Annotated in this window: 18 protein-coding genes; all 18 read right to left on the bottom strand. The window is 43.2% G+C overall.

Going from position 1 to position 19,910, the window contains the following annotated elements:
• Positions 1–16: 16 nt before the first annotated feature.
• Positions 17–298, bottom strand: coding sequence for a DUF503 domain-containing protein (locus tag J7E32_RS00520; RefSeq protein ID WP_041967211.1), 282 nt, complete (start codon positions 296–298; stop codon positions 17–19).
• On the bottom strand, positions 298–2,586 hold the full coding sequence (gene infB / locus J7E32_RS00515; protein WP_214902097.1) for a translation initiation factor IF-2: 2,289 nt from the start codon (positions 2,584–2,586) through the stop codon (positions 298–300). The genes J7E32_RS00520 and infB overlap by 1 nt, the downstream gene beginning before the upstream one ends.
• A gap of 19 nt (positions 2,587–2,605) precedes the next feature.
• Positions 2,606–2,908 carry a YlxQ family RNA-binding protein gene (locus J7E32_RS00510; protein ID WP_214902094.1) on the bottom strand — a complete coding sequence of 101 codons (303 nt, stop codon included), beginning with the start codon at positions 2,906–2,908 and terminating at the stop codon, positions 2,606–2,608.
• A complete protein-coding gene (gene rnpM, locus J7E32_RS00505) occupies positions 2,908–3,189 on the bottom strand; it encodes an RNase P modulator RnpM (RefSeq protein WP_214902090.1) in 282 nt (93 codons plus the stop codon). The genes J7E32_RS00510 and rnpM overlap by 1 nt, the downstream gene beginning before the upstream one ends.
• Before the next feature lie 16 nt (positions 3,190–3,205).
• Positions 3,206–4,315: a transcription termination factor NusA gene (gene nusA, locus J7E32_RS00500; RefSeq protein ID WP_214902087.1), complete on the bottom strand. Its 1,110-nt coding sequence runs from the start codon at positions 4,313–4,315 to the stop codon at positions 3,206–3,208.
• 202 nt (positions 4,316–4,517) lie between these two features.
• Positions 4,518–4,988 (bottom strand): ribosome maturation factor RimP, encoded by a 471-nt coding sequence (gene rimP / locus J7E32_RS00495; protein WP_214902084.1) that lies wholly within the window; start codon positions 4,986–4,988, stop codon positions 4,518–4,520.
• Between the two features lie 203 nt (positions 4,989–5,191).
• Complete coding sequence (locus J7E32_RS00490; protein WP_214902081.1) at positions 5,192–9,517, bottom strand: PolC-type DNA polymerase III; 4,326 nt, start codon at positions 9,515–9,517, stop codon at positions 5,192–5,194.
• A gap of 253 nt (positions 9,518–9,770) precedes the next feature.
• Positions 9,771–11,033 (bottom strand): RIP metalloprotease RseP, encoded by a 1,263-nt coding sequence (gene rseP, locus J7E32_RS00485; RefSeq protein WP_214902078.1) that lies wholly within the window; start codon positions 11,031–11,033, stop codon positions 9,771–9,773.
• A 51-nt stretch (positions 11,034–11,084) separates the two neighbouring features.
• Positions 11,085–12,227 (bottom strand): 1-deoxy-D-xylulose-5-phosphate reductoisomerase, encoded by a 1,143-nt coding sequence (dxr, locus tag J7E32_RS00480; RefSeq protein WP_214902076.1) that lies wholly within the window; start codon positions 12,225–12,227, stop codon positions 11,085–11,087.
• 95 nt (positions 12,228–12,322) lie between these two features.
• Positions 12,323–13,111, bottom strand: coding sequence for a phosphatidate cytidylyltransferase (locus J7E32_RS00475; RefSeq protein ID WP_214902073.1), 789 nt, complete (start codon positions 13,109–13,111; stop codon positions 12,323–12,325).
• A 19-nt stretch (positions 13,112–13,130) separates the two neighbouring features.
• Positions 13,131–13,907 carry an undecaprenyl pyrophosphate synthase gene (locus J7E32_RS00470; protein ID WP_214902070.1) on the bottom strand — a complete coding sequence of 259 codons (777 nt, stop codon included), beginning with the start codon at positions 13,905–13,907 and terminating at the stop codon, positions 13,131–13,133.
• A gap of 420 nt (positions 13,908–14,327) precedes the next feature.
• On the bottom strand, positions 14,328–14,885 hold the full coding sequence (gene frr, locus J7E32_RS00465; RefSeq protein WP_214902068.1) for a ribosome recycling factor: 558 nt from the start codon (positions 14,883–14,885) through the stop codon (positions 14,328–14,330).
• Positions 14,885–15,610: a UMP kinase gene (pyrH, locus tag J7E32_RS00460; protein WP_214902066.1), complete on the bottom strand. Its 726-nt coding sequence runs from the start codon at positions 15,608–15,610 to the stop codon at positions 14,885–14,887. The genes frr and pyrH overlap by 1 nt, the downstream gene beginning before the upstream one ends.
• Before the next feature lie 108 nt (positions 15,611–15,718).
• Positions 15,719–16,603, bottom strand: coding sequence for a translation elongation factor Ts (gene tsf / locus J7E32_RS00455; protein ID WP_214902064.1), 885 nt, complete (start codon positions 16,601–16,603; stop codon positions 15,719–15,721).
• Between the two features lie 149 nt (positions 16,604–16,752).
• Positions 16,753–17,463: a 30S ribosomal protein S2 gene (gene rpsB, locus J7E32_RS00450; RefSeq protein WP_041967225.1), complete on the bottom strand. Its 711-nt coding sequence runs from the start codon at positions 17,461–17,463 to the stop codon at positions 16,753–16,755.
• A 144-nt stretch (positions 17,464–17,607) separates the two neighbouring features.
• On the bottom strand, positions 17,608–18,192 hold the full coding sequence (locus J7E32_RS00445) for a hypothetical protein (protein WP_214902062.1): 585 nt from the start codon (positions 18,190–18,192) through the stop codon (positions 17,608–17,610).
• 9 nt (positions 18,193–18,201) lie between these two features.
• Entirely contained in the window at positions 18,202–18,516 is a 315-nt protein-coding gene (locus J7E32_RS00440; protein ID WP_286182526.1) for a hypothetical protein, read from the bottom strand.
• 1 nt (position 18,517) lies between these two features.
• The gene (locus J7E32_RS00435) at positions 18,518–19,900 is read right to left on the bottom strand and encodes a flagellar assembly protein A (RefSeq protein WP_214902060.1); all 1,383 of its coding nucleotides are present in this window, start codon (positions 19,898–19,900) and stop codon (positions 18,518–18,520) included.
• Positions 19,901–19,910: the final 10 nt, after the last annotated feature.

The following is a 19,910-nucleotide window of genomic DNA, read 5'->3' as shown; positions in this document are numbered from 1 at the left end:
CAATCACCTCGTTCTATCAAAGCCATTCTATTTCGGTGATGGTACGTTCTATTTCCGGAAAAGAATCAATCATTTTCAAGGCATTTTGAAGCTCTCTTTCAGTGGACACCTTCGATGCCGATACGGCTGCAACTGCAATTGTTGTCCGCTGCCAAACATCGTGATGATCTACCTCAGATACCGAAATATTGTACTTCTGCTTCAGCCTTGTAATAATCCGCTGCAAGACAGCTCTCTTTTCTTTTAGAGAATGAGCATCATAGATGATGCATTCACAGGCTGCTAAGCCTACTACCATTAACGTTCCACTTCTTCCATGATATATGCTTCGATAACGTCGCCTTCCTTGACGTCTTTGAAGTTTTTAATGGTAATACCGCACTCATATCCCTGAGCTACTTCCTTGGCATCATCCTTGAAGCGTTTCAGTGCATCGACTTCTCCTTCGAAGATGACGACACCGTCACGGATTAAACGGACGCCGCTGTCACGGCTGATTTTACCGTCAGTAACGTAGGATCCGGCAATCGTACCAATTTTCGATACCTTGAAGGTCTGGCGGACTTCAGCCTGGCCGATGATCTTTTCAGCATAAACCGGATCAAGCATACCCTTCATCGCTGATTCGATTTCTTCGATCACTTTGTAAATAATGCGGTGAAGTCGGATATCGACGCTCTCTGATTCTGCAGCGCGCTTAGCATTGTTGTCCGGACGGACGTTGAAACCGATGACGATACCGTTAGAAGCTGCTGCAAGTGTGATGTCAGACTCATTGATCGCACCAACACCAGTGTGAATGATTCTTACATTTACACCTTCCACATCCAGTTTCTGCAATGCTGCAGCAAGTGCTTCAACTGAACCTTGGACGTCGGCTTTAATAATTAGATTTAGGTCTTTCATTTCCCCTTGTTTCATATGTTCAAACAATGTATCGAGGCTGACGCGCGCTTTTTCGCTTCTTTGTGCCTGAACAGCCTGCTGTGAACGGATTTCTCCAACCTGGCGGGCAGTCTTTTCATCATCGAATACTACAAAACGATCGCCTGCTTGCGGAACATCATTCAAGCCTGTGATTTCTACAGGGGCTGAAGGGCCAGCTTCTTTAACCCGGCGGCCTAGGTCATTTACCATTGCACGAACACGTCCATAGGTATTGCCGACTACTATTGGATCACCAATCTTCAATGTACCGTTTTGGACAAGCAAAGTAGCAACAGATCCGCGGCCTTTATCAAGCTGCGCTTCAATTACAGTACCGATAGCATTTCGATCAGGATTTGCTTTATATTCTTCAACTTCACCAACAAGCAATATCATTTCCAGCAGGTTATCGAGACCTTCTCCTGTTAAGGCAGAAATCGGAACAAAAACTGTTTCGCCGCCCCACGCCTCTGGAACAAGTCCGTATTCAGTTAGCTCCTGCATAACACGATCCGGATTTGCAGTTGGTTTGTCCATTTTATTAACCGCTACGATAATTGGTACATTGGCAGCTTTAGCATGGTTCAATGCTTCCACAGTCTGTGGCTTAACACCGTCATCTGCAGCTACAACAAGGATTGTGATATCGGTAATCTTTGCACCACGAGCACGCATTGTTGTGAATGCTGCGTGACCAGGTGTATCAAGGAATGTGATTTTTTTGCCGTTTTCTTCTACCTGGTATGCACCGATGTGCTGAGTGATGCCGCCTGCTTCTCCTGCAGTCACTTTCGTGTTGCGGATTGAATCAAGCAAGGTTGTTTTACCATGGTCAACGTGACCCATGATTGTTACAACTGATGGTCTTTCAACCATAGATGCTTCATCATCTTCTGTGAAATAAACCTCAAGGTCAGTTGTGTCAATCTTGATTTCTTCTTCAACTTCTACTCCGTAATCAGTTGCAATCAGTTCAATTGCATCCTTATCCAGATCCTGGTTGATCGTAGCCATTACACCAAGCATAAAGAGCTTCTTGATAATCTCAGAAGGCTCACGGTTTAGCTTCTTGGCTAATTCAGCTACTGTTAGAGATTCACTGAAAGTAATCTTCGAAGGAAGCTCTTTAACCTTCTTAGGCTGTTGTGGGGCCTGCTGCTGATTCTGTCTGCCCTTATTCTGGTTTTGCTGGTTTTTATTCTTATTTTGTTTGCTCTTATTGTTTTTGTTGAAAGGCTGGGAGTTCCCAGGCTTTTTAGCTACTGCTGAAGTTTTCACTTTCTCAGGAGTTGTTGCACGACGCTCGTCGTCTGAAAAAGCGCTAGCTGTTGTCTTTAGCTGAGCTTTTGGCTGTCCCTGGTTGTTGTTTTGCTGATTTTGGGATTGATTGCGATTCTGTCCCTGGTTAGGCTTTTGGCCCTGATTGCGGTTCTGGGCTTGCTGTCCCTGTGAACCCTTTTGCTGGTTCTGCTGCTGGGGCTTTGCCTGCGGCTTACCCTCTTTTTTAATAAAAACAGCATCCAGTTTCTTTACGGTCTCGTCTTCCATTGCAGTCATGTGGTTAGAAACCTCAATATTCATTTCTTTTAATTTTATAATCACGTCTTTACTCGATAAATTATGCTTCTTTGCATATTCATAAACGCGTGTTTTACTCATATCTTCACCCCCGCTAGAATTAATCGAGCAACGTCAACAGTTTTTTTGCAAAACCCTCGTCCAACAGGGCTACTACAACACGTGCTTCCTTGCCGATCGCCTGGCCTAGCTGATTCCGGTCCGGGACCACTTTGTAAGGCACATTATACGATTTGCACTTGTCGGTAATCTTTTTTGTAGTATTTGCGGATGCATCCGCAGAAAGCAAAATGAGCTTCGCCTTCCCGCTTCTGATTTCTTTGACGGAAAGCTCTTCCCCTGAAATAATTTTCCGTGCTCGATTGGCTAAGCCAAGCAATGACATCCATTGATTTGAGTTCATCAGGATAGTCTGCTCTCCTTTTCGATGAGGTCATTCAACTCATCGTATATTGCATCGTCCACTTGAGTTTCAAGCTGTTTGGACAATATATTTCGTTTCTTTGCTAATTGCACTGCTTCTTTATCTTTAGAAAGATAAGCGCCTCGCCCTGATTTTTTTCCTGTCAGGTCGACGGATACTTCTCCTTCCTTGGAGCGAACGATGCGAACTAGTTCTTTTTTCGGTCTCATTTCACCGGTAGCGACACATTTTCGCATAGGAACCTTTTTGCGGCTGTTCACGATCATTCACCTCACCTTAATCGATGTCTTCATCTTCAAAATCGTCATCTGCAGTCAAAAGCGGCTCATTGTCACGAGGATAAATCCCGGATTCCCTTGCCTCAGTTTCTGCTTTGATGTCAATCTTCCAGCCAGTCAACTTTGCGGCAAGACGCGCATTTTGTCCGCGCTTTCCGATTGCAAGAGACAGCTGATAATCAGGAACAATAACCGTAGTCGCTTTTTCTTCTTCGTTGACAATGACATCAAGAACCTTTGATGGGCTCAACGCGTTGGCAACAAATACGACTGGGTCTTCAGACCATTTCACGATATCGATTTTTTCACCCTTAAGCTCATTAACGACAGCCTGGACACGATTTCCACGAGGCCCGACACATGAACCAACTGGATCCACTTCTTGATTGTCTGAGTGAACAGAGATCTTAGATCGGTCCCCTGCTTCACGAGCCACTGATTTAATTTCAACAGTTCCGTCATAAATCTCGGGAACTTCAATCTCGAAAAGTCTCTTTAACAGTCCCGGATGGGTTCTGGAAACGAAGATTTGCGGACCTTTAGTGGTTTTTTCAACCTTGGTGATGAATACTTTGATGCGGTCGTGAGGCTTATAATGTTCGTTCGGCATCTGTTCATTCGCTGGCAGGATCGCCTCGATTTTCCCCAGGCTTACATAGATGAACTTTGGATCCTGACGCTGAACGATACCTGTCATGATATCTTCTTCACGATCAATGAATTCAGAATAGATGATTCCTCTTTCTGCTTCACGGACACGCTGAGTAACTACCTGCTTCGCAGTCTGCGCAGCAATCCTTCCGAAATCCTTTGGCGTGACTTCAAGTTCAACGACATCTTCAACCACGTAATTCGGATTGATTTTCTGTGCATCTTCCAATGAGATTTCCAAACGCGGATCGAAAACTTCATCGACTACTTCTTTCCTCGCAAAAACGCGCATGGAACCATTGCCAAGGTTTAAATCAATACGGACGTTTTGCGCTTGGTTAAAGTTACGTCGATATGCTGAAATAAGCGCCGCCTCGATTGCATCAATTAAGATGTCCCTGGAAATTCCTTTTTCTTTTTCAAGAATCGTAAGAGCATCCATCAATTCGCTGCTCATGAGATACAAATCCCCCTTTTTTACTACCCTACTTTGTAAGGCTCTTTTCGATACTCTGCCCTCTGTCCACCAGCTCAAACCTTAAACGTTTTCTTCTGCCACCAAGGGGAGGATAGCGTTTAAGCATGCTTGAGCTTTGCCTAAAAACAACAGGTTCGAAACGATCCTTTAATTAATTAACTGAAGATATTTTCTGGACAGATTATGAAAAAGTGACAGCGAGTCTCGCACTGGCAATTTTATCAAATGGGATAACGACTGTTTTCTTGCGAGTTTTAATCATCACATCAACAGTGACAGTTTCCCCATTATAATCAGTTAAGACTCCTTCAAAAGCCTTTTCACCATCGATAGGTTCATAGGTCTTGATGAAGACATTCTTGCCAATTGCTTTTTGATAATCTTTCTCCTTTTTCAGCGGACGTTCTGCACCTGGTGAGGAGACTTCCAAAAAGTAGTTATGCGGGATTGGATCAATGGCATCGAGCTTTTCGCTAAGGCGCTCACTGACGATGCCGCATTCTTCGATATCAATTCCGTTGTCCTTATCAATGTATACGCGCAGGAACCAGTTCTTTCCTTCTTTGACATATTCAATGTCCACCAATTCTAGTTCGTTTTCATTTAAGATGGGAGTTACTAGCTCTTCCACAACTTCGGTAACCTTGCTCATAAAATCCCTCCTTTGACACAACCTCATTACTTAATCACTATTTGGTTTTTATCCCCGTAAAAGTGCCTAACAAACAAGAAAGAGCGGGTTGCCCCACTCTCATCTGCCAGAGATATCCTTAGTATTTCCAATAAAAATATAACATAACCAGATATTTATTGCAAACAAACGGCAGTTATAGCTTGCTTTTCCAAAAAGCTAAATTAGAACAATGATAACTGGTTCTGGTCTGGCATGCCCTCAAGGCAGCCATGGTTGTCCAGGTATTCAAGAATAGTTTTGGAGATCTTACCGCGCTGCTGCAAATCCTCCTTAGACAGGAATTCTCCTTCTCCACGGGCTTTAACAATATTAATAGCCGCGTTCGTTCCGAGTCCAGGTATTGCATTAAATGGCGGGATCAGCTTATCGCCCTCGATGATGAATTCTGAGGCGCTCGATTTGTATAGATCAACTTTAGCGAATCCAAAACCACGCTCGCACATTTCAAGCGCGAGTTCCATGACGGTCATCAAGTTCTTTTCTTTTGTCGAAGCTTCAAGCCCCTTAGCGTTGATTTCCTCAATCACCGCCCGGATGCTCTCTGAACCACGGACCATTGCATCGACGTCAAAGTCATCTGCCCTGACTGTGAAGTACGCTGCATAATACATAAGCGGATGGTGCACTTTGAAATAGGCAATCCTGACTGCCATCAAAACATAAGCAGCCGCGTGGGCTTTAGGGAACATGTACTTGATCTTTTTACAAGAATCAATGTACCATTCCGGCACTTTATTCTTGCGCATTTCTTCTTCCATTTCATCTGACAGGCCTTTACCCTTACGGACAGATTCCATGATTTTAAAAGCAAATGCCGGCTCAAGTCCCTGGTAGATCAGGTATACCATGATATCATCACGGCAGCCGATTACTTCGCTAAGGTTACAGATGTTGTTATGGATCAATTCCTGTGCATTTCCGAGCCAAACATCCGTACCGTGGGAAAGACCCGATATCTGTACGAGCTCCGAGAATGTCGTTGGCTTCGTATCCTCAAGCATCTGGCGAACAAAGCGCGTCCCGAATTCCGGAATACCCAATGATCCAGTCTTCGACATGATTTGTTCTTCAGTCACACCAATTGATTCTGTCCCGCTGAAAATCTTCATGACTTCAGGGTCATCAGTCGGAATTGTTTTAGGGTCGATCCCGCTTAAATCCTGGAGCATCCTGATCACGGTTGGGTCATCGTGGCCCAGGATATCCAGCTTCAACAAGTTATCGTGTATCGAGTGGAAATCAAAATGGGTTGTTTTCCATTCTGATGTGCTGCTGTCAGCCGGGAACTGGATGGGTGAAAAATCAAAAATATCCATGTAATCCGGCACTACGATGATTCCGCCAGGGTGCTGTCCAGTAGTCCGTTTTACACCAGTACAGCCGGATGCAAGACGGTCAATCTCCGCCCCGCGAAGCTGCAGGTTATTGTCACCCTGGTAGCCTTTTACATAACCATAGGCCGTCTTATCCGCAACAGTACCAATCGTCCCCGCACGGTAAACGTAATCCTCTCCGAACAAAACTTTTGTATAGTTATGGGCACGCGGCTGATATTCACCCGAGAAGTTCAAATCGATATCGGGAACCTTGTCTCCTTTGAAACCAAGGAAGGTCTCAAACGGGATATCATGGCCGTCTTTTTTATATTTGATTCCACAATCCGGACAATCCTTGTCGGGAAGGTCAAAACCTGAACCGACTGATCCATCATTGAAGAACTCAGATTTTTTACATTTAGGGCAAACATAGTGTGGCGGAAGCGGATTGACTTCCGTGATTTCGGTCATGGTCGCGACGAAAGAAGAACCGACCGATCCACGAGAACCAACTAGGTAACCGTCATCCAATGATTTTTTAACAAGCTTATGAGAAATCAGGTAAATAACCGCAAACCCGTTGTCTATGATACTTTTCAATTCTTTTTCAAGACGCGCCTCAACGATCTCAGGAAGGTCATCCCCGTAAATACTGCGTGCCATTCCATAGCTCATGCTGCGCATTTCTTCGTCTGCGCCCTCAATTTTCGGCGTGTATAGATCATCCTTGATTGGCTTTATGACATCGATCATGTCAGCAATCTTGTTTGTATTTTCCACAACAATTTCTTTAGCCTTTGCTTCTCCCAGAAACTTAAAGGCATCAAGCATTTCATTTGTTGTCCTGAAATGCACGTCAGGAAGCTCATGGCGGTTCAGCGGATTGGCGCCTCCCTGGGAATTGACCAGGATTTTACGGTATATCTTGTCATTTTCATTCAGATAGTGAACATTGCCTGTAGCAACCACTGGCAAGTCCAGCTTCTCTCCAAGCTTGACGATATTGTTAATGATATCCTCAAGGGCTTTCTGGTCACGGACTAGTTCCAGCTCGAGCAAGTGTGCATAAACAGCTTTTGGATGGACTTCGAGGTAATCATAAAACTGTGCTGCCTCTTCGACCTCTTCAGGCCCCTTCTGCATCATACCCTCAAAAACTTCACCTTTGTCACAGCCCGACCCTATCAGGATCCCTTCACGGTGTTTATTTAAAACGGATCTCGGGATTCGTGGCACACGGTAAAAATAATCAATATGTGCTATTGATACTAATTTAAAGATATTTTTCATGCCGACTTCATTCTGGGCCATCAATGTTGCATGGTAAGGCCGTGCACGCTGGTAGGCTTTACCCTGGCCCATATTGTCATTCAGCTGGTCATGGTATTCAAGGCCTTTTTCAGCAGCATCCTTCAGCATACGGAGCAATAGATAGCCCGTAGCCTCGGCATCATATATCGCACGGTGATGCTGTGTCAATTCAATATCGAATTTCTTGGCTAATGTATTCAATCTATGGTTCTTCATATCAGGATAAAGGAAACGCCCAAGTTCGAGTGTATCAATAACCGGATTTGGTGCTTTGCCAAAACCGATTTTCTTATAGCCGACATTCAGGAAGCCCATATCGAATGAGGCGTTGTGGGCAACCAGGACACTATCGCCTGTCCATTCTTGGAACTTTTTCAGCACTTCACTTACTTCCGGTGCATTGCGGACCATATCATCGGTAATCCCGGTAAGGTTGATGGTCGTCGCCGATAAACGATGATGCGGGTTTGCAAATGACTCGAACCGGTCGATAATTTCTCCGCCGCGTATTTTAACCGCAGCCAGTTCAATGATGGTATCATATACAGCTGACAGACCTGTTGTTTCGACGTCGAATACGACATACGTATCATCTGCAAGCACTCTGTGTGCGGAATTATAAGCAATCGGCACACCATCATCAACAAGGTTTATTTCCACACCGTAAAGAATCTTAATATCGTTTTTCTTTCCTGCCCCAAATGCTTCTGGATAGGATTGGACGACTGCATGGTCCGTAATCGCTACAGCTTTGTGCCCCCACTTTGCTGCCTGGGCAACAAGTGCACTGACAGGAGTCACCGCGTCCATCTGGCTCATCGGTGAATGAAGGTGAAGCTCGACTCTTTTTTCGCCTACAGGAGCAGAATCGATTCTTCCTTTAGGTTTGATTTCATTAACGTCATTTCCGATCATGACAAGATCGCGGACAAAAGTGTCGTTCTGGATACTTCCTCTTACCTTTAGCCACATTCCTTTTGTAATACGCTGGTAAATAGCGGCGTCTTCTTTATCGCGCGAGAACATTTTTACCATGATGGAGCTTGTGTAATCGGTAATCTTGAATGTTAAAAGCGTCCTGCCGCTGCGAAGTTCTCTCGTTTCGGCAAAGAATACATAACCTTCGACAGCTACGCGGCGCTCTTCATCAACGATGTCTTCAAGCTTGCGGAAGTCAGCATCGTCCTTGATCGTAAGCCCAATATTTACAGGCCCATCCTGCGGCGGCCCATCTCCCTTGGCTTGTTCAGCTTCCTTCTTCTGCATCTCGATCATTGCCATCAGACCGCGTTCCTGGTCTTCCTTCTCTTTTGCCTTCATGAATTTTTCATATTCGTCTGAAGAACTTTCTTCACTTACGACCGTATCAATCGTCAGTAAAGGAAATCCGAAGCTCTGGTAGATCTCAGCAATAATGCCACCATATTTACGCTTAAGCGCTAGCCCTTCGGCTTCGTTTCTTGCTGTTAGAATGATTTTTGTTCCCTGGATTTGTGGAACTTGTTCATTCAGGAGTTTTAACAACGGAGGCGCGATGCCATCTATTTCTTTAATGCACGACTTCCAGTAATCAAGGATTTTCTCGTCGCTGATTGCCTGTTCAAGTACTCTTACGGAGTATGATATTTTCGCAATATGTGAGAAAGTCTGTTCCAGCTTGCCAATGAATGTGCTATACAGCTGACAAGGGATAATTCGTTCAAACTGGAAAAAGAAATGCCATTTCCTTGCCTGTTTTTCAATCACTACCCTGTCAATTTCAGCATTTTGAAAATGAGTGACAATTGCATCTTCTGTTAGCTGCAGCTGCTGCAGCAGGAGCTGAAACCTTTCTTTTTTCCCTGAAGAAAGATCACCCATGGTTATTTCTCTCCCATCTGAAAAGCTTTAATTCTATCTATCGGGCGGATTTGCCCGTTTAAAAACAACTCTAGTTGGATGTAATCGTGTTTAATAGCAAAGGTTATTATAACATAAATTGCTTGTATCGTTACCTGTGTTTGATATTACCATTTTGATTAATCATTTAAAAAATGATTATTTCATATAAAAAAAATATTCCTGCCCGGTGCGGTCCGGGCAGGAAGATTATTGTGTCAGTAGATATGTTATCTTACAGGAAGAATCTTTGAATATCATTCCAGGTGACCACGAGCATCAGCAGCATTAATAATGCGAAGCCAACAAAGTGGACCATTCCTTCCTTTTGCTTGTCGATCGGTTTTCCTCTTAGTGCTTCAACCGCAAAGAAGGTCAACCTGCCGCCATCAAGTGCCGGGAATGGCAGGAGATTCATGATCCCTAAGTTGATGCTCAGGATCGCGGCCCATTTCATTAGATAGAAGATACCGGATTTGGCAACCGTGTCAGTGGAAACATAAATGCCCACCGGTCCTGATAATGCATCTATTGAAAATTGGCCGGTCAGAAGTTTGCCTAGCATTGAAAAGATTTCTACTGTCCAGAAATATGTTTCCTTCACACCGTAGGCAAGAGATTTTAACGGCGATTTTTCCACAGGGTTGTATACACCGATTAATCCGATTTTCTCCCCTTCAACATCTTGTGCCGCAGGTGTAACCGGAACCTCCATACTCTCTCCATCACGCACAATCGAGAAGTCCAGTTCATTTCCTGGATTTTTTCGAATGATTTCCACAACATCCTGCCAGCTGGAAACTTCAGATCCCTCAATGCTGTTGACAACATCCCCTTCTTGTAGTCCTGCTTTGAGTGCACTCCCATCTGGAGTAAGCTTACCCAACTCAGGTTCGTTCGAAGGGATTCCCTGGAACAAAGCAAGGATGATGAAAATCACCATCGCAAGGATAAAGTTCATCATCGGTCCAGCGAAAATTGCCATTGTTCTTTGTCCAAGCGTCTTGGAACCGAACTGCCTGTCAAACGGAGCAATCTGCGTCTCTACCCCGTTCTCGACAAGAACCGCTGTTTTACTTATTGGGAAGGTTGTCAGCTTGCTGTCGTCCTCCCCTTCTTCATAACCTTTAACAAAAAGTTCATGTTCAATGTCGGCTCTTTCCACTTCCACTATTCGTGCATCAGGATACTTTTCCTTATTATTCAGAATGATTTTTTGAACTTCTTCACTCTTGTTAAAAAGCAATCCTATTCTATGCCCTGGCTTGATCTCAATCATTTCAGGATCTTCGCCAGCCATTCTGACAAACCCTCCGATTGGAAGGAGACGGATGGTATAAGTCGTTTCATTCTTCTTAAAAGAAAAGACCTTTGGACCGAATCCAATTGCAAATTCACGACAGAGGATACCTGCTCGTTTAGCGAAAATCAAGTGTCCAAGTTCATGAAAGAATACCAGGGCACCGAAAATGACGATAAAGGCAATAACTGTATTCAAATTTTCTAACCACCTTTTAATAGGATAAGAATCCACTCTTGAGACTTAAATTTATAGTAGTGACTTTACATACCTTCTTGTCTCTTTGTCAACCTCTTGAATCGTTTCAAGGTCAGGATTTTCTATGATGCTATGGCTTTCCATTGCTCTCTCTATCAAGTCTTCAATTTGGAGGAAGGTGATTCTGTCGTCCAAAAAGGATGCTACCGCTGCTTCATTTGCAGCATTCATGACCGCAGGCATGGTGCCTCCTGCCCGACCAGCTTCATAAGCAAACTTCAGGCAGTGGAAACGATCGAAATCCATTTCCGTAAAGTGAAGCCGGCCAATTTCCGCCAGGTTCAGTCTTTTTCCCGAAATTAATGGGAGCCTGTCTGGGTATGTAAGAGCGTATTGAATTGGCACTTTCATATCCGGTGTTCCCAATTGAGCCATAATACTCGTGTCATGGAATTCTACCATCGAATGAATGATACTTTCACGATGGAGAATGACAGAAATATCATCATATGGGAGAGAAAATAGCCAATGCGCCTCAATGACTTCCAACCCTTTATTCATCATTGTTGCGGAATCAATCGTAATTTTTGCCCCCATCGACCAGTTAGGGTGGTTCAATGCATCTGCTTTTGTTACACCCTGCAATTCTTCCCTCGTGCGATCTCTGAAACTTCCTCCCGATGCCGTGAGGATCAGTCTCTCTATATTTTTTTCTCTTTCACCCTGCAAGGCCTGAAAAATTGCCGAATGCTCACTGTCGACCGGAAGGATGGGCACGTTATGACGCTTCGCCTCTCCCATCACAATATGGCCGGCAGTGACCAGCGTTTCCTTATTCGCAATCGCAATCGTTTTTCCGGATCTAATGGCCTCTAGCGTGGGGTTTAACCCAACACTTCCGAGAACTGCATTTACAAGTATATCCGACTTATGAAAGACTGCAGCCTCCTCAAGACCTTCTAGTCCATACACAATTTTCACGTTTGGAAAATCTGCCTTTAACCGTTCTGCATCGTCCTTCTCTTGCACTGAAACCAGTTCCGGAAAAAATTCAGCTATGATTTTCCTGGTAAGTTCTACGTTCCTGCCAGCAGACATCGATACAAGCTTGAACTCTTCAGGATGCTCCCTGATTACATCAAGCGTCTGGATCCCTATCGATCCAGTCGCTCCCAACAAACTGATTCTTTTCACAAATTTCACTCCTAATATCTCCAACGGGAATTAGTACGTACCCGGTATAATCAAAATTCAGTGGTTTTGTCAGTTTTAGCCGTATGATGGCTCGATTACAACAAATGGAATAAATGAATCAACGGCCAGACAAATAACAAGCTGTCAAAGCGGTCAAGCATGCCTCCATGTCCAGGGAGAATATTCCCTGAATCCTTAACATTGTAATGGCGTTTTAGTGCTGACTCGACAAGATCCCCTACTTGGCCAAACACAGACAAAAATGCAGTCGCGACAAGAAGGATCATAGTCGGTACTTTCATATCTCCAAACACACTGAACAGCACGGCAACTACAAGTGCAGAAACTATTCCGCCAAAAAAGCCTTCTGTTGTCTTATTCGGACTGATTTCAGGCCAAAGCTTATGTTTGCCAATTGCCCGTCCGATAAAATAAGCTCCTGAATCGGTAGCCCATATAATGAATAGTGAATAAAACACAAATGTCAGGTTTGCTTCTCTAGTTTCAATGAAGAAATAGAAACCAAGTCCAACATAAAGTGTCGACATGATTGAAAAAGCAACTTCCTCAAAAGTGAAGCGATTTTTAGTTATGACCGTATATGTCAGAAATAAAAGCACTCCAAGAAAGAAAAGCTCCAGTTTTGTATAATCAATTTCATTAAGAAATCCGCTATATTGGTCGGGAATCAAGAAAATCCATAATAAAACCAAAGAAAGAATTCCCGGAACAGAGAAAAGCTTTAATTGCTTCATCTTGAGTGCTTCATATAATGCTACGGAAGCGATTAGGTAAACCATTGCAATAAATGGCCAGCCTCCAAAAATTACGATTGGAAGAAAAACAGCCGCTGCTATGACTGCTGTAATGATTCTCTGTTTCATTTATTTATTCACACCTTTTTTATACTCCTCCAAAACGCCGTTGCCGGCCCTGGAATGCTTCAATTGCTTCGACAAAATGTTCTTCATCAAAATCTGGCCATAGTACATCAGTAAACCAGAACTCCGTGTATGCCAGCTGCCAAAGCATAAAATTGCTTAAGCGGATTTCACCACTTGTCCTGATTAACAAGTCAGGATCATCCAAATCCTTTGTCATGAGATAAGAAGAGAAGACTTCCTCATTCAGCTCACTTTCGGTAATCCTACCATTTTTGACATCATCCATGACTCTTTTAACACCGTCCAGGATTTCTGCCCGACTCCCATAGTTAAGGGCAAAGTTCAAGACAAGACCAGTATTATTTTTTGTATCTTCCATCGCTTTTCCGACTGCCCTTTTCGTATGCTCAGGAAGCATATCCATATATCCAATCATTTCGACACGGACATTTTCTTCTATTAATTCTGGAAGGAAGGTGCCAAGAAATTCTTCGGGCAGTTTCATCAGGAAATCAACTTCCATTTTAGGTCTTTTCCAGTTTTCTGTAGAAAAAGCATAAACAGTAAGTGCTTTAACACCAAGTTCATTGGCTAGCTTGGTTATTTTGCGGACAACTTTCATGCCTTCATGATGGCCAGCAACCCGGGGCAAAGCGCGTTTTTTAGCCCAACGCCCATTACCATCCATGATAATGGCAACATGGGAAGGGACTTCATGATCCTTAATTTGAAGTACGCGATCACGGAAACTGGAAGGATTTTGCTCCTTCTTCCACGGATTCATTTTATTTAACATTCGGACAGCTCCCCCAAAAGATTATCTTTAGCTCCAATTAGTCATACATCCAGGCACTTACTTTCCCTGGCAACTCGTTTGGCGCTGAAGCCGGACAGCTCTTTAAAAGCGATCCTTTTCTTCTCTCTTTCATTTCCATATGCCACTATCATACCAAAAAAGAAAAAAGATATCTCTATAAACCGTTGGACTACAGTTTAATATTCAATTCCAGCCCGTTCCTTCACATAAGGAACCTTATATACAGAGTATGTTGTTTAGCAGTAAAACAGAATATACCAGCCAATATTATTATATTCTATCATTTAGGCCGTTTTCGTAAACTCTCTGGTTGTCAAAACTTTGGTTCACCCGCTATATGTATAGAGAAAAAACCCCCTGGAAAACAGAGGGTTTTCGATGTTGACTACAGTAGAAGTATTAAACTTCCATGATTTCTTTTTCTTTGTCTTTTGTAATCTGATCGATTTTTGCGATATGCTCATCCGTTAGCTTTTGAATATCGTCAGAATATCCACGAAGATCATCTTCTGTGATTTCTCCGTTTTTCTCTAGCTTCTTCAGATCTTCGTTGCCGTCGCGGCGAATATTACGGACTGCGATTTTTGCTTCTTCAGCTTCCTTTTTAACTTGCTTTGCAAGCTCCTTGCGTCGTTCCTCAGTCAGCTGAGGAATCGCAATCCTGATAATTGATCCGTCGTTTGAAGGATTCAGGCCAAGATCAGACTTTAAGATCGCTTTTTCAATTTCGCCAAGGATTGTTTTATCATATGGCTGGATGACCAAAAGACGCGCTTCCGGTACAGAAATACCTGCAAGTTGATTGACTGGAGTAGGTGCTCCGTAATAATCCACCTGCACTCTGTCTAAAAGAGAGGCACTTGCTCTGCCTGCACGGATGCTGGCAAGTTCGCGGGTATAAGCTTGGATCGCTTTTGACATTCTTTCTTTCGCGTTAGCAATTGCTTGTTTTGGCATTAGTTTTTCCCCCTAACGATTGTTCCGATTGTTTCACCCATTACCGCTCGTTTAATATTACCTTTTTCCATAATAGAGAATACAATTAACGGGATATCATTGTCCATACACAGGGATGAAGCTGTTGAATCCATGACTGCCAGACCTTCCTTCAACACATCCAGATATGATAATTCTTCATATTTTGTTGCGTTTTTGTCAACTCGCGGGTCTGCAGAATAGACGCCATCAACGTTATTTTTCGCCATAAGGATAACATCTGCTTCAATCTCAGCAGCACGCAGTGCAGCTGTCGTATCCGTTGAGAAGTACGGATTTCCTGTTCCAGCTGCAAAAATAACGACGCGCGCCTTCTCCAGATGCCTGATTGCTCTTCTTCTGATGTATGGCTCTGCCACCTGGCGCATTTCAATGGAAGTTTGAACCCTTGTCTCGATTCCCGCTTGTTCCAGGCTGTCCTGTAATGACAGTGAATTCATGACGGTAGCAAGCATGCCCATATAGTCTGCCGTCGCTCTGTCCATTCCCATTTCTTCACCGATTTTGCCTCTCCAGATATTTCCCCCGCCTACTACAACAGCGACCTCCACACCCAGTTCCGCAATCTCTTTCACCTGGTCTGCAACATTTTTGATTACCGACGGATTGATGCCAAATCCTTGTTCTCCGGCTAATGCTTCTCCACTTAACTTTAAAACAACTCTTTTGTATTTAGGGCTCGTCATAGGGTACCTCCATATGTAATTTAAGGCTTATCGAAAAGCCTTTTTAAAGCTATGTCCAAAAACAGGGAACACTGGAGTGTTCCCTGCAATTACATAGGCTAGTTAAAATTATTTCTTGTTTACTTGGTTCATTACTTCTTCAGCAAAGTTATCTTCACGCTTTTCGATGCCTTCGCCTACTTCGTAACGAGTAAACTCACGAAGTGTACCGCCTTTTGATTCAACAAACTGGCGAACTTTTTGATCTGGGTTCTTAACGAATGCCTGGTCAAGAACACAAACATCTTCGAAATATTTGCTAATGCGGCCTTCAACCATTTTAGCAACGATGTTTTCTGGCTTGCCTTCGTTAAGAGCTTGTTGAGTAAGGATTTGACGCTCATGCTCAACTTCTTCTTGAGATACTTCGTCACGTGAAACATATTTTGGGTTCAATGCAGCGATGTGCATAGAAACATCTTTAGCTGCTGCTTCGTCTGTAGTTCCTTCAAGAACTGAAAGTACGCCAATGCGTCCGCCCATGTGAAGGTATGCACCGAATGCGTCGCTATCAGTTTTAGTTTTCACTTCAAAGCGGCGAAGTGAAAGCTTCTCACCGATTTTTGCGATTGCATTGTTGATGCGAGTTTCTACAGTTTCACCATTTTCCATTGTTTGAGCGTTAGCTTCTTCAACAGATGCAGGCTTGTTCTTAAGAAGGTGCTCAGCGATTTCCTTAACAAGAACCTGGAAACCTTCGTTCTTTGCTACGAAATCTGTTTCAGAGTTTACTTCAAGGATTACAGCTTCATTGCCTTCAGCAAGAATGTAAGTTGTTCCTTCAGCAGCGATGCGGTCAGCTTTCTTGGCAGCTTTAGCGATACCTTTTTCACGAAGGAAATCGATCGCTTGTTCCATATCACCATTTGTTTCCTGTAGTGCTTTTTTGCAATCCATCATACCTGCGCCTGTTTTTTCGCGCAATTCTTTTACCATTTGTGCAGTAATTGCCATAATGAAATTCCTCCTAAAATCTCAGGTTTATGTACCTATACTTTATTTTAACTTGATTTCGCCAATATAAACCCCAATGGGATTTATCTGGAATATAAGTCTTAAAAAAAGGTGATAAAGGGTGCTTCCCTATATCACCTTATTTTAAATTAAGCTTCTACAGCTTCTGTGGTTTCTTCGCCTTGCTTAGCTTCGATAATAGCGTCAGCCATTTTAGAAGTTAGCAATTTAACTGCGCGGATCGCGTCATCGTTCGCAGGGATAACTACGTCGATTTCGTCTGGATCACAGTTTGTATCAACAATTCCAACGATAGGAATGTTCAATTTGCGTGCTTCAGCAACAGCGATGCGCTCTTTGCGTGGGTCAATGATGAAAAGAGCATCTGGAAGGCCCTTCATGTCCTTGATTCCGCCCAAGAACTTTTCTAAACGCTCTTGCTCTTTCTTCAATTGAACTACTTCTTTCTTAGGAAGTACTTCAAAAGTTCCGTCTTCTGACATTCTTTCGATGTTCTTAAGACGAGAGATACGCTTTTGGATTGTTTCGAAGTTAGTTAGAGTTCCACCCAACCAGCGTTGGTTAACATAGTACATACCAGAACGAGCTGCTTCTTCTTTAACAGAATCTTGAGCTTGTTTCTTAGTACCTACGAAAAGAACAGTACCGCCGTTACCAGCTAGCTCTTTCACGTAGTTGTATGCTTCTTCAACCTTCTTAACAGTCTTTTGAAGGTCGATGATGTAGATGCCGTTACGCTCAGTGAAGATATATTTCTTCATCTTAGGGTTCCAACGGCGAGTCTGGTGACCGAAATGTACACCAGCTTCAAGCAGTTGCTTCATAGAAATTACTGACATTGTGTTTCCTCCTAATGGTTTTGATTTCCTCCGTCCAGATCATCTTCAGCCAGGAACTGACATAACAGCACCATCTGGCCGAATCAATGAACGTGTGTATTAACACCATGAGATAATATAGCATATATAAAACTGACATTCAAGTTATTCTTGCGTTTTTTGCCGAAATTTAAGCAAAAGTTCAATTTCTGTTTTCCCTTTATCCAGTTCCCTGGCAATTTCTTCAATCGTCAATCCCTGTTTTTTCATGTGCAGAACCTGGTCAATAAAACTTAATTGTTTTAATTCAACTTTAGTTTCCTGTAAATCCACTGCAATTATATCATTCTCAGCCAAATGTAAATCAGTTGGTACCGGCTCGTGGTTTTGCTTGTACGCCTTCCTGGCAGCATGGTAGGCAATGCCTTTCCCAAGCCGATTCGGATGCTCTTCCTGTGCTTTATGATCGAAGCCTTTTTCCGGGTCCTTATCTGACGCCACGATGGCAGCCGGACCTTTATCATTAGCTTGATTTTGAACTTTTGTTTTCGTCATCACTTCGAGGAATTTATCATTTTCCTCTTTTAATTCAAAGAGATAAGCTGAAAATATCTCTTCAATTTCTTTGATGATTTTTTCCTGCTTTTTCTCTGCTTCTACAAGCCGATTTTGACGTAGGTATAATAGGATAATTGCGAAGATTGCTGCACCGTTTAAAATGAGGCTTAAAAGTAGTAGAAAAGTGGTCATAACATCCCTCTATCCGCTGTAATCAATCACCTTCCCTTTATAAGGGTGGTGGTGCTGTGCAGGTTGGTCACTCTTGTTCCTTTTATCTCCCCTGCCATTTTGCTCCTGTTGTCCTGATTGGCTGCCTTCCTGATTTAGGCGGGCTTCTTGCTTTTGATTATTTTTAACCACCGTCTTGCGCTTTAAATCATCTTCCTTTGTCACACTTTGTGTGGCATGCTCCTGAAGATGCTGTCCCCGCTGCTGAAGTTGTTCCTGTATCTTGCCGGCATCATGTGTCCTCGGAAGCGCAATCTGCATTTCGATTGCTTTGAGGCTCATCATGTCACTTCCTAACTAGTGGACTTTCCGTATCAACAATCGGATGAATAGAAATCTCGCTATTTTCCAGATGAAAGCTAACTTTCTTGTAAAACTGATTTGTCAGGATCGCATACTTCCCGAAAAACACCTTTGTATTTGGAAATACTCTATCGTATACGGATAAGGCCGAGAATAATCTATCCTGTTTTTCAATTTGCAAAAACTCGAGTTCAGAAAGCAATTCAGCTAAACCAGCTTCAACATTCCGCCTTGTATTCCGCTGTTTCGCAATCATCTGTTTTTGTTCAGCAGTAAGTACACCTGACCGTTTGCCAATTTCAGCAAGCTTCACTTCTATATCAGTAAGTTTTCTAATATTGGCTTTTGCTGTTTCAATGGATTGGAGAGTTTCGAGCTCAGCTTTTTCCAGCAATGGATCCCAGCCAACGGCTAATTCGGTTTTGGTAAAAAGCTCATTTCCCAGTTCCTTGACGGAAATATTTCGGCCGGCAGAGATTGCCCCCCCGATGATTGTCCCAGTACGGCATTCTACATTGCCGGCAGCAGTAAGTTTACTATGCAGTATGGAAGACTTCACGATTATATCCTGTCCTGCTTTTACGTTGGCCTGGTTCAGGTAATTCGCCAGCACATTTCCTTCCGCTGAAACCTTACCTTTCATCGCTCCGGCTATACCACCCTTGATGATGATATTGCCTTCTGCATGGAGATTGGCTGCCTCGACAAGTCCATCGACTACGATGTCTCCCCCGGCTTTCAATTCATATCCGCTTGGCACATTCCCTTTAATGGTGATATTCCCCACAAAGTCGATATTGCCTGTCCTTAAATCAAGATCACCTTTGACTTCGAAAACAGGATTGACTGAGATTGATTTTTGAGTAATGCTGACCTGGCCATCACATGCTGCAAAGAATTGTTGAGATTCTAGTAACACATTGTTTCCCGGCTTGATCCTGAGGGGACGCCCAGGCTTGGCGGGAATCGTTTTCCCGGTGACATCTGTCCCATGTCGTCCATTCGTTGGCGGTACTACAGATGCCAACAACTGACCCTTTCTAACTGATGGAATGTGGATAACAGAACGAAAATTAAAGACTTTATGGTCCTCATGATTATTTTGCCGGAGTTCGTTGCGCAAATAAGAGTCTGCACCATCTTCTTTTGGTTCTCCTGCAGCGATAGTGATCGGATATTCGATAGAATTAGGATCTTCTGAGATTTTTGTTATAACATCCATCTTAACACCGAACACGATTTTTTCATTTTTTAAAACATTCATTAATTCGTCTACGGAAAAAGCTTTCTCTTTACTTCCGATATCCAGAAACAATTCAGCTGTAAGCCTGTCATGGGATAACTTCACCTTATTTTCCGTCGCCAAGTTGATCTCC

Source organism: Bacillus sp. ISL-55 (assembly GCF_018613155.1).
In the GTDB taxonomy this organism is placed as follows: domain Bacteria; phylum Bacillota; class Bacilli; order Bacillales; family Cytobacillaceae; genus Mesobacillus.
This window is presented reverse-complemented; position numbering and strand designations above follow the sequence as displayed.